14 protein-coding genes are annotated in these 13342 nt (G+C 62.7%); 4 read left to right on the top strand and 10 right to left on the bottom strand.

The features are described 5' to 3' along the window. Positions 1–296 (top strand): integrase core domain-containing protein (locus BMW28_RS12290; RefSeq protein ID WP_143280603.1); only part of this gene is annotated, 296 nt, incomplete at its 5' end. On the opposite strand, the gene BMW28_RS12285 is transcribed toward BMW28_RS12290, so the two are convergent. Genes BMW28_RS12285 through BMW28_RS12275 form a run of 3 tightly spaced genes read right to left on the bottom strand, consistent with a single transcriptional unit; the run spans position 285 to position 2485 of the window. Continuing rightward, entirely contained in the window at positions 285–1547 is a 1263-nt protein-coding gene (locus BMW28_RS12285; protein ID WP_143280602.1) for an O-antigen ligase family protein, read from the bottom strand. The two genes, BMW28_RS12290 and BMW28_RS12285, sit on opposite strands and share 12 nt — an antisense overlap. Positions 1548–1568: 21 nt before the next feature. Then, positions 1569–2090, bottom strand: coding sequence for a hypothetical protein (locus BMW28_RS12280; protein ID WP_091818364.1), 522 nt, complete (start codon positions 2088–2090; stop codon positions 1569–1571). After that, positions 2087–2485: a Wzz/FepE/Etk N-terminal domain-containing protein gene (locus BMW28_RS12275; protein WP_091818363.1), complete on the bottom strand. Its 399-nt coding sequence runs from the start codon at positions 2483–2485 to the stop codon at positions 2087–2089. Before BMW28_RS12275 ends, BMW28_RS12280 begins: the two co-directional genes overlap by 4 nt. Positions 2486–2628: 143 nt before the next feature. Here BMW28_RS12275 and BMW28_RS12270 point away from each other — a divergent pair, with 143 nt between their 5' ends. Beyond that, complete coding sequence (locus BMW28_RS12270; protein ID WP_091818361.1) at positions 2629–3303, top strand: response regulator; 675 nt, start codon at positions 2629–2631, stop codon at positions 3301–3303. A 125-nt stretch (positions 3304–3428) separates the two neighbouring features. Next, positions 3429–5276, top strand: a complete 1848-nt coding sequence (locus BMW28_RS12265) for a sensor histidine kinase (protein ID WP_159430762.1) — start codon at positions 3429–3431, stop codon at positions 5274–5276. A 100-nt stretch (positions 5277–5376) separates the two neighbouring features. On the opposite strand, the gene BMW28_RS12260 is transcribed toward BMW28_RS12265, so the two are convergent. The 7 genes from BMW28_RS12260 to BMW28_RS12230 form a co-directional block, all read right to left on the bottom strand. Continuing rightward, positions 5377–5949 (bottom strand): TrbM/KikA/MpfK family conjugal transfer protein, encoded by a 573-nt coding sequence (locus tag BMW28_RS12260; protein ID WP_159430761.1) that lies wholly within the window; start codon positions 5947–5949, stop codon positions 5377–5379. A gap of 140 nt (positions 5950–6089) precedes the next feature. Continuing rightward, on the bottom strand, positions 6090–7844 hold the full coding sequence (locus BMW28_RS12255; RefSeq protein WP_091818356.1) for a type IV secretory system conjugative DNA transfer family protein: 1755 nt from the start codon (positions 7842–7844) through the stop codon (positions 6090–6092). Continuing rightward, positions 7841–8287, bottom strand: coding sequence for a hypothetical protein (locus BMW28_RS12250; protein ID WP_091818355.1), 447 nt, complete (start codon positions 8285–8287; stop codon positions 7841–7843). Before BMW28_RS12250 ends, BMW28_RS12255 begins: the two co-directional genes overlap by 4 nt. Positions 8288–8445: 158 nt before the next feature. Beyond that, the gene (gene virB11, locus BMW28_RS12245) at positions 8446–9507 is read right to left on the bottom strand and encodes a P-type DNA transfer ATPase VirB11 (protein ID WP_091818353.1); all 1062 of its coding nucleotides are present in this window, start codon (positions 9505–9507) and stop codon (positions 8446–8448) included. Continuing rightward, positions 9504–10643 carry a TrbI/VirB10 family protein gene (locus BMW28_RS12240; protein WP_091818351.1) on the bottom strand — a complete coding sequence of 380 codons (1140 nt, stop codon included), beginning with the start codon at positions 10641–10643 and terminating at the stop codon, positions 9504–9506. Before BMW28_RS12240 ends, virB11 begins: the two co-directional genes overlap by 4 nt. Then, entirely contained in the window at positions 10640–11386 is a 747-nt protein-coding gene (locus tag BMW28_RS12235) for a TrbG/VirB9 family P-type conjugative transfer protein (protein ID WP_159430760.1), read from the bottom strand. Before BMW28_RS12235 ends, BMW28_RS12240 begins: the two co-directional genes overlap by 4 nt. A 7-nt stretch (positions 11387–11393) precedes the next feature. Then, positions 11394–12281, bottom strand: coding sequence for a VirB8 family type IV secretion system protein (locus BMW28_RS12230; protein ID WP_091818347.1), 888 nt, complete (start codon positions 12279–12281; stop codon positions 11394–11396). Between the two features lie 387 nt (positions 12282–12668). On the opposite strand from BMW28_RS12230, the gene BMW28_RS12225 reads away from it, so the two are divergent. Further along, positions 12669–13310: a lytic transglycosylase domain-containing protein gene (locus BMW28_RS12225; protein WP_234970148.1), complete on the top strand. Its 642-nt coding sequence runs from the start codon at positions 12669–12671 to the stop codon at positions 13308–13310. The last annotated feature ends 32 nt before the right edge of the window (positions 13311–13342 follow it).

Here is a 13342-nt window from a genome sequence, read left to right as displayed (position 1 = left end):
CGTTCTTGCTGCGCTCGGACAATGGGCTGGTGTTCACCAGCCGCAGTTATACGGCCCTGGTCAAAAGCTATGGGCTGCAGCAGGAGTTCATCACGCCGTACAGCCCGGAACAAAACGGCATGGTCGAGCGCGTGATCCGCACACTCAAGGACCAATGCGTGCACCGCCACCGGTTCGAGACGCTACAACACGCCAGTCGTGTGATTGGCGACTGGATCCGCTTTTACAACCACCAGCGCCCACATCAGGCGCTGGGTATGAAGACCCCCGCTGAGGCTTATGCTTTAGCAGCCTGATCTGTGCAGAAAGGGCTGGGTCAATACAGTCAAAGTTGCAGCCCATAAGCCGCACAGTAAGAAGACGTAAATCATAACGCCGCTGTTGTGAGGGAGGAAGGCTTGGGTCAGTCCAAAGCCGACATAAGCAACTGGCAAGACTGCTCCGGCCATACATAAAGCACGCGCTTTAAAGTTGTCGGTCGATCGAAGGAGGCGAAAAAACAGTAGGAGGGGTGACGCATACGCTGCCAGCAGAATCAGAAGCCCAACTGTCCCTCGTTTGGCGGCCGCGTCCAGCAGTTCATTGTGGGGATGGTTAAACTCCGCGAGCAAGGGATCCAGTTGCTTTGCATCGATTGCTTGCCGTTTTTGCTCCATATATCCTTGCTGGGTCCAGCCAAACAAAGGTTTCTCCAGATAAAGATGCCAGCCGAAGTTCCACATCTGCAGACGCGCGCCGACCGACGTGGTGGCATTGCCTTGTTCTTTGTACGCTTTTACTTCGTTCCTGGCCTGCGAGATGCGTTCTTGCAAATGCAACTGCGGAATGTTCAGAGCTATCCACGTTCCGCCAAGGCTGAGAACCGCCACTAATGCTATGGCACGCCAATGCCCAATGGACAGGAGATAGAGCATTGCCAGCACAGCTACCAACGCCAAAGCCAGCCAGCCGCCGCGCGATCCGGAGAGTAGGCTGGCCAGCAGGCCACTTGCAAATCCGGCCACCAACCATGCACGCCAGAGAACGCGCCTGGGCGCGCCCACATTCCAGCCGCATAACGCCAAGAGGCCCAGGAGCAATGCAATATTCCCGAATTGAATCGCGTTGGTGTAGCCATTCGCGCGGAACCCGCCGGCACGCCACGCATCAAGATGCTGAAAGACCTCGTACAGTGCAGTGCCAACTGCACCCAGCGCACCGATCACCAGTCCATGCCACAACCACCGACTTTGCGGAGGCCGCTGAGCCATATATAGCAGGCAAGGCAGCGTCATCAGCATCTTGAGCGGCTTCTCCACTGCCGATCCGCGCTCTCCGCTGATCCAGTTGTCAATCAGCCAACTCAAGGCCAGCAACGCAAAGCTGATCCACATCCACCAGACTTCCTTGGGTAGCTGCCACTTTCCCCACCACACACGGATGCTGAATAGACTGACAAGAATCAGCAATGCAGGGCCATAGCTATAGCCACTTGGAAGTACCAGTGACAGCGCGGGAAGCAGGAACAGTGCAAGACTGCTCCAGAAATGGTCTGGAAGACGGGTCATGAACAATTGCTGGATAGACACTCAGGCAGAGGCACCTTGTTTGGCCGCTTTGCGCTTGCGTTGAAATTCCCACCAGGCTGGCAAAGCAAACCCGAGAAGCGTGCCCAGCAGGGCTCCCAGTACCAGACCGCCTGCCGTAAACACGGATTTCTTCGGAAACACCGGGCGATCCGACACGCCGATTGGTTCTACCAGTTCCGTTTCCTTGGTCGTAGGGGAAAGCTTGGAGTTTTCCAGATCCAGCACTTTCTGACGTAGCCCTGCCAGCGTGCCTGCTTCGCTCATGCGTGCCAGTTCCAGATAGGCTTCGGAGTTGGGTGGTTGTGCGCGCAAGCTGGCTTGCGTAGTCTCGTAGCTTTTCTCCATGGAGGCAAGGCTGGCTTTGGCCAATTCGATGCTGCGATCCACTTGCGCCAGCCGTTCGGTCATCAGGGGTTGCTGGCGTTCTTTCAGCACTTGGGTGATGGTGCTCACGGCGGCTTGACCTTGTGCAGGGGTGTCCGCGGTCAGGGCGATATCCACATAGTTTGCGGCATCTTTCACCGCTTTGAAGGTCGATTTGGCCTCCAGAGCGCGAACCCATGCATCCTTTTTTCCGGCTTGACCTGGCCGGCCTTGATAAGCCGCTCGACTACCTCCTCGCGGAAAGCCAGCGTCTGCATGCGGACGATGGTTTCAGGCACACTTTCCACCGCGCTGGCTACCTGCGCGACCCGTACCACGCCATTCGCAGCATATTTGGGCGGCACCACAAACGCCGCTCCCAGGCCCAGCAAGCCGCCAATCACCGTACCTCCCACCCACCAGCGCCACTGGTCCAGGAACTTGTCGGTCAGTTCCAGCAGGTTGATTTCATCGTCTGGCGCAGCCATCACGTACGAGGGCTGCACGGCATAGTTGACCGGCATCTGCGGCGGCGTGGAAGAATTCGGAGTCATTGTGTTGCTGCTTCCTCTCTAGGGGGGGAATGGCCAATTTTGACATTGTTGCATGGCATGCTGGCAAAACACGCCAGTCAACATGTGACAGATGTGGCATGCTCCATAATGACACCCATGAAAACAACGCCAGGAGCTTCCCTATGCGACTGTTACTGGTAGAAGATGACCAGATGCTGGCCGATGGCATCAAGCAAGGCCTGTCTTCCGCAGGCGGCTATGTGGTGGATGCCGTGGGCAGTGCCGAATCGGCGCTGGATGCCATGACCTCCGACACCTTCGATGCCGCCATCATCGACGTGGGCCTGCCCGGCATGAACGGCATGGAGTTGACCGAGCGCATGCGCGAGCGCGGCCAGACCATGCCGGTGCTGATGCTGACGGCGCGTGATGCCCTGCAGGATAGGGTGCAAGGTCTGGATGCCGGGGCGGATGACTATATGGTCAAGCCGTTCGAACTGCCCGAGTTGCTGGCACGTTTGCGTGCGCTGCTGCGTCGTTCGCAGGCGGCCACCACCTCGGTGCTGACACTCGGGCCGATTGCGTTGGATACTGCTGCGCACCAGGTGACAGCCGATGGCCAACCGCTGGATGTAGGCCCGCGCGAATGGACCGTGCTGCAATACCTGATGCTGCATGCCCCCAAACCCGTCAGCAAGGAAAAGCTGTTGCAGGCACTCACCGGGTGGGACAAGGAAATCACCCTCAACGCGGTCGAGGTGTACATTTCGCGCTTGCGCGCCAAGCTCGAGCCGCATGGCATTGCCCTGCGTTCGATTCGCGGGTTTGGCTACCGGATTGAGCAGAAGGCGGTTTGATGCAGCAACCCGGCGGTGACAGCACGCGTGCAGCTTCTGCGGCAGGGCAAGAGCCGTCAGCTTCGTCGCAAACCCGTGCACGTATGTCGATGCCTTCGAGTGCTGCGCCGCCCGCTCCCTCAACCTTGGTCGACCGCGTCAACCCCGTCCGCATCCAGCGCCGCCTGCTGTTGATGCTGATCGTGCCGCTAGCCCTGCTGGCGCTGCTGAACGGCTACATGGACTATCGCTCCGCGGACAACTCGGCCAGCGAGCAGGACCAGCAGTTGCTCCGCCTGGTACCACTGCTGGCCGATTCCATCATTGCCGTGGGGGCGCATTCGGGTGATCCGCCGGTGCTGCTGCTGGCGCCGCCGGTGGAAGAATTCCTGAAGGAGCGCGAAGGGCTGGTGTCGTACAAGGTGTACACGCCCAAGCGCAAGCTGCTGCATGGCGACGACAAGCTGCCTTCGGTGGTACCGCTGACGCAGGAGCCGGAGTTTTTCAACCAGGAAGTGAAGGGCGTCAACTACCGCATGGTGGTGCAGCGCGTGCCCAGCGTGGCGGGCGACGTGATCGTGGAAGTGGCCGATGCGTCCGACCCGCGCAAGCGCTGGCTGCAGCAGGTTCTGGTGAAGGTGCTGCTGCCGAATCTGTTCCTGATTGCGGTGGTGGGGCTGGGCATCAGCTGGGCGGTGCAGCGCGCCTTGCGGCCCTTGCGCGATCTGATTCTGGCGGTGGAGCGGCGCTCGCCGCGGGATCTGAACAGCATCGACGAGCGCAGTTCGCCGGAGGAAATCCGGCCGCTGGTGACTTCCCTCAACCGCCTGTTCGGCATGGTGAATGCGCAGGCCGAGAGCCAGCGCCGATTTGTGGCCGATGCTGCCCACCAGTTGCGCACCCCTCTGGCTGGTGTGCAGGCGCAGATTGAGGCATGGAGCGAGTCAGTCAAGCGGCAGCAGCAGGATGTGCGTGCGGCGCAGCGCGGGAGTGTGGCCGCCGGGCATTCGTCAGGCGTTGCAGGTGCTGCGGGGGGCTTGTCCCAGGAGGAAGGTGCGCGACAAACGTTGGCATCGGCATCCACCACGTCGGTTGGCACTGCTGGCAACGTCCTTGTGGCGGCGGGTGCTGGGACTGTGGCAACGGCGCAAGCGGGGGAGCGCGCCCGGGCGAGTGCTGCCCATTCCCCTGACGCCGGGCCGACAGAAGGCTCGGCAGTTGGCGCCGCCACGGGTAACGATGCTCGCTTGGTCTGGAGCGAAGCCTTGCAGAAGGAGGTCGTGCAGGTGCCGCTGGAGGAGCTCAATCGCTTGCGTGCGGCCACGCGCCGCACGTCGCAACTGGTGCACCAGTTGCTGTCCCTGTCGCGCGCGGATGCCGATGTGCTGGAGGTGCAGCACATGCAGGCCGTGGACTTGAAGGATCTGTGCGAAACCCTGCTGGAGCAGCATCTGGACGCTGCGGCTATCAAGAACATCGACTTGGGTCTGGACGTGACGCCGGTGCGCGTCATGGCGCATGCCTTGTGGCTGCGTGAATTGCTGAGCAATCTGATCGTCAACGCCTTGCACTACACGCCCGAGGGCGGTGTGGTGACGCTGCGCTGCGGCGTCCAGTCCACGGCGCCGCGTCAGGCGCGCTGGAGCATGACGCCCGACAAGCCGCAGCGGCGCCCCTTCGTGGAGGTGGAAGACAACGGTCCCGGCATTCCGCGCGAGGAGCGTGAGCATGTGTTCGAGCGCTTCTACCGCATGCCGGGCACCAAGGGCGAGGGGACCGGCCTGGGCCTCGCCATCGCGCGCGAGATTGCGCACCGGCACCAGAGTGATCTGGTGCTGAGCGATGGCATGCCGCATGAGCAGGGGGGCGGCCATGGTCTGCGGGTGACCTTGCTGTTCAATGCGAACTTGCTGCGGGAAGGTGTGGCGGAGGGCTCTGCTGGAGCATCTGCCAAAGCCGGTCAGGCCGCCAGGCAGGAGTTGACGAGCCTGTGAGGCAGAGGGTAGAGGCGGAGGCTGGGGCTGGGACAGGGACAGTGATGGAGGCAGGTCTGGCCGCCTACATGGACACCGTCTTGCGCTGCCTGTGCCGTACTCAATCCTGCCAGCGTCCCCCTTTTTCTGGCTCGCCCACGTAGCGCGGTGGGCGCAGATCGCCGGGTGCCACGTAGTCATGGTGGTAGTAGGCTTTGCAATAGTACGGCAGCGTGTTATCAACCACCCTGACGGTACGGGTTGTGCAGGCGGGCTCCTCATTCCTTTCGTGCACCCAGCGCCAGCTGCCGCGGTTTGGACGCGGCTCGCACACCGTCACTTCCTTTTCTCTGGCGAGCATGGCGTTGAGCCGGCTGGCCTGGCACGATCCGGCCGCGTTGGCCATGGCGGCTACCAGTGACTGCATGCGCGCGTCCTGATTGGCGGATGGGCATTGCCGCAGGAAGTCATGCCGCGCCTGTATGGTTTCCCAGGCCTTCTTGTGCCGGATGCTGAAAAAGCGTTGCAGTGATGGCGTGCATTCGTCGGGGCGCGAGCCGCTGGAGAGGCAGAGGATGGCTTCGCAGGCCAGCTTGACGTCCCCCTCGAACAAGGTGGATGCGGATGCAGGCTGCGACAGGCAGAAGGTGGCGCTGGCGATGGCGAGAGCGGTACGGATGGCGTAGTGTGACATGGGATGGTTGAAGGGGTGGGTGAAGATGCGGGGTGTGCCCTGGCGTATTGATCTGGCGTGGTGAAGCAAAGTTGGCCAATAGGAACGAGGAGGTGCAAGGGGCGGGACTGGCGAAGGGCGCGATGCCGGTGGAATGCGTTTCATGCCGATGAACTGGTGGCGAGTTGCGTTTCTCGTACGACCGGCACGCCTGCCTTCGAGCCAGCGTGGTGGCTTGGAGCTACTGCAGGAGGTGGCTTGACCGGCTTCAGCAAACGTCGCTTGAATCGCCGCTCCCGGTAGTAGCGGATCTTGTCGGCCAGCACTGGGTGTTCCAGCCCTTCGATCAGCAGGATCTGCCGCTTGGAGCCCAGGGCCTTGATCTCCTGTGGCAGCATCAGCGCGCGGCGCTCCTCCACTTCCGTGAAGCTGGTTTCTCGCGCAATGCTGCGTTGGCGCCGACGCTGGGTGGTGTAGCCCAACATGTCGGCGTAGTCGTTGGCGTCCTGCTGCTCGCGCGGCGCGTAGAGGATTTGCGTGGCATGGTTGGTCGCCAGGGTGCGCGCCTGTTCGCGGCCATAGGTGGCATCGAGCTGCGCCATGCTCTGGATGATGGTCAGCAGCCGCAGGTTGTAGCCGGCCATGTAGCCGACGGCGCGGGCAATGATGTCGATCTTGCCGAGACTGGTGAACTCGTCCATCAACAGCAGGCATTGGTGGCGCAGCGACGGATCCTGCTGTGGTAGCGTGCGGGTGTTCAGGCTGATCAGTTGCGAGAAGAACAGGTTGAAAATCAGCCCAGCCTGGGCGAGCTTGTCGGGCGACACGCACAGATAGATGGACATGCGTTTGCGCCTCACGTCGGTCAGCAGAAAGTCGTCGCTGCTGGTGGCAGCGTCCAGCAGGGGGTCGGACCAGAGCAGCAGAGGCGCATGAAAGGTGCCCAGAATGCTGGCCAGGGTTTCCTCGGCCTGACCGGCGAAGCCTGCGAAGGCGTGCTGGCACGCCTCGGACAGATGGTCTTCGTCCGCCAGTGCCTGCAGCCGTGCACGCGGAGACTCGGTGGGAGAGCCGGAAGCCAGCCGGTGCAACTGTCCGAGCGTGAGAGGCGCAGACTCCAGCCCAAGACGCCGGTTGCGATCATGCTGTTCGAACAGGTACAACGCCAAAGCGAGAAAGACATTGCGCGCGTGGTCGATGAAGAACTGCTGGTTGCCACTGCCATCGCCGTCGGGATACAGCATGTGTGCGATCTGGCGCAGTTCGCCAACGCGTTGCGCAGGCTCCGCCGGAATGTAGCGCAGCGGGTTCCAGCGGTGGGTGCGCCCGTCCGGCGAAAACGGACTGAAGGTGAATACCTGCTGCCCCATTTGCTGCCGGTAGCCACTGGTGAGAGCATGGTTCTCGTACTTGATGTCCAGCACGACGACACTGCCGGGGTAGTCCAGCAATACCGGGACCACCACGCCCACGCCCTTGCCGGAGCGGGTTGGCGCGGCCAGCAGGATGGCGCGCTGGCCATGGTCGCGCAGATAGCGACGGCCGTGGCGTCCGATCAGCACGCCGGTGTCGGAAGAACGGAAGGCGCCCAGGCGTGCCAGTTGCGCATAGCCGGCAAAGCGTGCATCGCCGTGTGTACTGCGCCTGGGACGACGCAGCAGGGCGACGAGCAAGGTCAACCAGAGGGTTGCGGCGACACCGAGGCCGATCATGCCCGTGGTCTGGATCGCCCAAGCATGGGCACGGTATCCGGGGTGATCGAGCAGCCTGGCGTAGGCCAGCCAGGTATGCCAGTCGGCCTGCCGATCCTGAAAATCGAACCACCAGTACAGCAGCTGGCCCGCCACCCAGCTGCCCGCTGCCATGAGCAGGGGGAGGCTGAGCAGGCCGAGGGACAAGCGAAGGCCGGGTCTCATTCTGCTGTCGGTGACGTGACGCGGCGGCAGGCCACCCGGACGCTGGAGCGGCCTTTGCCGGGAAGGAGCGGCTCCAGCAGGTAGGCATTGGGCCCTTGCAGCTGGATGCGGTACTGGCGTTGCGGCAGTTCGCGCTGCATCAGCAACACCCAGGCGTTGAAATGGCGCTGCGTGGTGCGTGCCCAGGGGGTGCTTCGGTCGAAAGGTGGCAGCAGTGCAAAGCGCTCGACCTGTTCGACCATCTGGTTCTGCTGGAGGCGGTGGCGGCCATTGGCGTAGGTGCGAAGCCGGTAGCTGCCTTGCTGCTGACCGGCGCTGAAGGTCAGGGACGCATTGCTGTTCCAGCGCCCCTGCGCGTCGGCGTGATAGGCGATGCGCTGGGTGAGCACGCCGTCGGGAATGCCCGGCAGGTTGCGCAGCGTGACCGGACTGGTGGCGCACATCCATTGACCTGCGATGGAAGGGGCGGGCTGGGCCAAGCTGGCCTGTGCCAACGGCGAGAGCAACAAGGAAAGCAAGGCTGCGCGTGCCAATGTTTGCGACACTGTGCGCTGTATCGGGACAGACGCGCAGCGTGGCGTTACGATATGGCAAGAGACACTCATCCCATGGCCTCTTGTGCTTGTTGCTGCCCCGGCGGATCAAAGGCAATCCCCGTAATGCGCCGTTGCCCTGCATGCGCCTGCAGATGCACGACGATGTCGATGGTCTGCCGCAGCAATCTCTGGATCACATCGAATTCCAGCCCGGCGCCTTCGGGCGACGCCTTGACCATGAGCGCCAGCTGGTCCCAGGTCTGGGCGACGCTGCCGGCATGGCAGCTGGTGATGGAGCCCGGGTGCCCCGAAGCGCAGTTGCGGATGAAGTAGAAGGACTCGTCGCCACGGAGTTCTGCCAGCAGGATCCGGTCCGGCTTCATGCGCAGGCAGGCTTCGAGGCAGTTCTTGGCACTCAGCTTGCCAAGCCCCTGGCTTCCCTTGGAGTAAAGCAGATGCACCACATTGGGCTGCCGGATGAATAGTTCGCGTGCATCTTCGATGGTGATCAGCCGCTCATCCGCGGGAATGTGTTGCACCAGCGATTTCATGAACGTCGTCTTGCCGCTGCCGGTGGCGCCAGCGACCACGATGTTCTTGCGGTAATGCACGGCCTGTCGGAAGAAGGCAGCGTAGTCTCCCGATTCGCGCAGGTGCAGCAGTTCTGCATCGTGCGTGCTGAGCCCCGTTGTGTCGGATGCCAGGCGATCGAAAAATCCGTCGTTGGCGTATTGCTCCAGACTGCGCGTTTCCCGCGAGGGCAGGCGAATGGTGATGGAGACCGTACCGGCCTCCACGGCCGGCGGCACCACGAACTGGGCCCGCTGCCCGGATGGAAAGGTCAGGGATACCATGGGTTCCGCGGCCGTGATGCGTTGCCCGGTATTGCTTTCGTTCACCACCGTGGTGCAGAAATGCCGCGCACGCTCGTAGCTCAACCCCTCCACCGGCATCCAGTGCCAGCCGCTGTGCGTTTCAAGATACACACCACCCGGACGGTTGATGCAGATCTCCGTCACGTCGGGTCGGCCGAGTGCGTCGGCGATGCCGAGCACCTGATACTGGTGCTGCAGGAAACTGGCGGAGAGTCCGTCCGCAGCAATTCCGCCATCGAAAGGAGGGCTCATGGCTGCAGCACTCCGGCGAAATCGATATCCCGCGAGGCATAGATGGTGACTAGTTCGCCCTGATTCAGCGTGACGGTCGCAGGGCGATTGGCTGCGCCTTGCAGCGCGTTGCGTGCTGCGCTTTGCAGCGTGTCGGCAGTGCGCGACTGGTACGGGTTGATCTGGCGCGTGATGGCTCCGGTTTCGGCCGAGATGCTCGTGGTGCCGGTGCTTGCCGCAGCAGGCGCGTGCACGGCGCTGGCAATCTGCACGGCATCGCCCAGCAGGCTGACCAGCAGCGCCGAGCCGATGCGGCTGCCCCAGTGGCGTTCGATGTCACCGGGATGGCCGGCAGCCCCCAGACCATCGACGCCCGGGCTGCTGAGCTGCACATCCATGCCATCCGGCGTGAGCACGCGTTCCCAGATGACGGCAATACGTGCCACATCGTTGTTTTCGTACTTGTACTGCCCCGTGATCTTGGCACCGCGATCGATCAGCAGGGTGCGGCCGTTGACGGAGTACACCGGCTCCGTCACCACGCAGGAGGTGAACCCCGGCAGATCGCTGACGATGCGGGTTTCCAGGACGCAGCGGATGTAGGTGCCGCGTGGCATCAGGCTGTCAGGCGATGCATTGCGGCTGACACTGCCCTGGGCCACGACATTGACGGGCTGGGCCTCGTTGCCGCCTTGCAGCACCGGTCCGCCATTGCTGCGCAATTCGGTCAGGCTATCCCGTGCCGGCGCAGGGACGGGTGTCGGGCTTTTTGCGGGATGCAAATCTGCTCCCGTGGATGTGCTCAGTGGAATGGGCGCAGCGGTGGGCTCAGGAGGTAAGGGTGGCAGCTCGGGTACCGGGGGAGGAGCAGACGGTGCTGCTGCCAGCGCGGCCGGATACGCCAGCAGATTGTCTGCAGGCAGTTCCACCACTTCGGAGCGGGGACGTGCGGGCTTGGACTGTCCGAAAAGGGACAGACTGTTCATGCCCCACGCCAGCGTTGCCGCACCCACACTGCCGATGGCAGCAAGGAACAGCATGCCCTTGCGGTTGAGTTTGCGACGCGGCCCGCTGTGCAGCACGGGCTCTTCCTGGATGGCTGGCTCATGCGGCGGCAGGGCGCCTTCATTATGGGACTTGGTTGGCAGGATGTTCATGGAATACTCCTGCGCAGACCTAGCACACTGTCGCCATGGCGCAGCACGAGAAAGCGGTAAACACCATGCACGGTGATCTGCTGATTGCGATAGCTGCTGTTGACGATGAAGTCCTCGCCATCAGCAGTCTTGCGGCCGAATACGGCGGGTACGCCACCGTGGATCTGCAGACCGCGTGGCAGGTGGATGTAGGTCAGTCGGCCGTCGTCATGCACGCGGGTGGGCCGCATCCATTCGGACGTGGGGCTGGCGGCATAGTCGTAGCTGATGGAAGGTGCGGGGGCTTCCGTGGTCAGGCTCTGCACGGCACCGCGGCCTCCGTTCTCGGCTGCAGAATCCGTCGATCCGGGATAGGCAAAACGCACGCGATACTGCACGCCGGCCTTGCGGGCCTCCTGCAGCGTGCGCCAGCGCTTGCTGATGACCTTGAGGTCGAACAGGTAGGAGCGCTGGCTGGTGCGGATGTACATGTTGGTGTCCGCCTGCGGGCTCTTGGGCTTGATGTAGAACACGTTGTCACGACGTACCAGATCCCAGGCCGAGCTCAACCCGGTACCGAAGTCGCGTACCTGCTCCGAGGGACTGATCTCGATCTGGGTGGCCAGGCCCAGGGCGGTGTGCACGGGATAGATCGCATCGGCTGTGTAGGTGTAGCTCCTGACGGCCTGGGCCAGAGCGGCAGGACTTGTCAGCAACAGGATCGCACCCAGTGCAGCGGCGATTGCTCCCACCGAAGCGGGCATGAAAGGCTTACATGCGGGCCGCATGGGTGCCTCCTGTCTGCATGGGAAGTGCGGCGTTGCCCGTCAGCGCAGGGTCTGCCACGGTTGGCCAGGCACCTGCCGATTCAACCGGCGGCGAGGGTGACGGTACCGGAACAGGTACGTGTGGAGGAGTGGTGCCGGAAACCTCGGGATCCACCCGGTAGCTGTGCACGCGGAAGCCCAGCGGATTCTCGATCCGGCCCTCCTCGTTCATCTGCAAGTGCGGGTCGTAGCTGACCTTCATGGTGGCCAGCCGGGTATCGAGCGGCCGCGCCTGGCCGGTGGCCTTGTCGAACAGCCAGCGCTCAAAGCGCACGCTGGCGGCAATGGGTGTGCGCACTCCGGTGCCATTACGGGTGGCATCGCCCCAGGTCAGCACCGTGCTCAGGATCTTGATCCGTACCGAGGCATTCTTGCCGTACAGGGTGTCGGGATTGTCTGGATGGCTGGGGGTGTACAGCGCCACATATTCCTTCAGTGCGCTGTCTGTTGCCATGGCATGGACGACGCGCCGGTCGCGCCGGTTCAGCAGTTCCCAGTCATACGATTCGCGCGCGATCACGAAGTGCGCCACATTGCTCTTGTTGATGGCTTCGCTGGCGCTCAGAGGGGTATCACCTGCCTCCAGGCGGGCCACGCTGCTGGTGCCGCGATAGGGGTCCGCGAGGACGAGATAGGGCACCTGCTCCTTCAGGGGCATCACCAGGCCGTAACCGCCTGCGAGCAGTAGCGACATCAGGCCGGCACCCGTGGCCACGCGCCAGGCCCGGCGTTCGCTGCGACGCATCTGGTCGATCAGGCTGGTTTCAAAGTCTCGGGCGGCGGTGAGCAGGGGCTGGGCGGCATCGCCTGCGGGTTTCTTGCGACGCAGCATGGCTTATCCCCGCGGGCCTTGGGCTGCAGGAGATTCAGCGGCGTTGCTGTCATCCCGAGAAGCAGCAGACCTTGGCGTGGGTCTGGGTTGGTCGGGGACAGGAGTGCTGCGCGAGAGGGCGTCTGGCTGGTCGAAGCTGGGGAGCGGCTTCCAGTTTCCCCCGAATTCCGGAGGAGCTGTGCCGGTACTGCAGCCGGCAGCCATCACGCATGCAAGGGCGATGGTCATGCAGCGCCGGAGCGAGGAAGTGGGATCAAACGTAGACAAGTGTTGTCTCCAGATGCAAAAAATTAATTAATAGGTGTTATTATTGCATCTTAAGTTCTCGTTATCGGCCTCTTCCTTGAATTTTTTCCTCACACGATCATGATGATGGATTGCCCTGATATGGCCCTGCCCATGCATGTGATGCAGCACGTCATGCGCGTGGAGTCCGGCTTCAATCCCTATGCCATTGGTGTGGTGGGAGGCCGTCTGGCGCGGCAGCCGCGCAATTTGCCGGAGGCAGTGGCTACCGCCCGCATGCTGGAACAGGGTGGCTTCAACTTTTCGCTGGGGCTGGCGCAGGTCAATCGCTACAACCTGGCACGCTACGGCCTGGGCAGCTATGAAAAAGCCTTCTCCGCCTGCGACAACGTGCGTGCCGGCAGTCGCATCCTGCGCGAGTGCTATCAGCGCGCAGGTGACTGGGGCAAGGCGCTGAGCTGCTATTACTCCGGCAATTTCGTGACCGGATTTCGCCACGGCTATGTGCAGAAGGTGATGGCCACCATGGGCCCCTCGTTGCAGGTGGCACAGGCTGGCGCAGTGCAGCCCATTCCGGTCTATCGGCGCGGCTCGCGTACACCGGCAGCCAGCGGGCTGCCCAGTCCTGCGCGTGCAGCACGAACACCCTCCCCCACGGGTGGGGCAGAAGTGCCGGCGCTAGTGCTTCCGGCAATGCCCGCTGCGGTTCCTGCGCAGCCTGCCGCGGCAGCCACCCCCTTGCCAACCCCCCAGCTTCCGGGTGACAGCAGTTTTGTTTTCTGACTCTCTCTCCAACTTTCCCTGAAAGGAATCCT

It is taken from the genome of Allobrachymonas denitrificans DSM 15123, from assembly GCF_900110225.1.
Classification (GTDB): Bacteria; Pseudomonadota; Gammaproteobacteria; order Burkholderiales; family Burkholderiaceae_C; genus Brachymonas; species Brachymonas denitrificans.
Note: the sequence above shows the minus strand (reverse complement) of the source record. Positions and strands in the feature narration are given on the sequence as shown.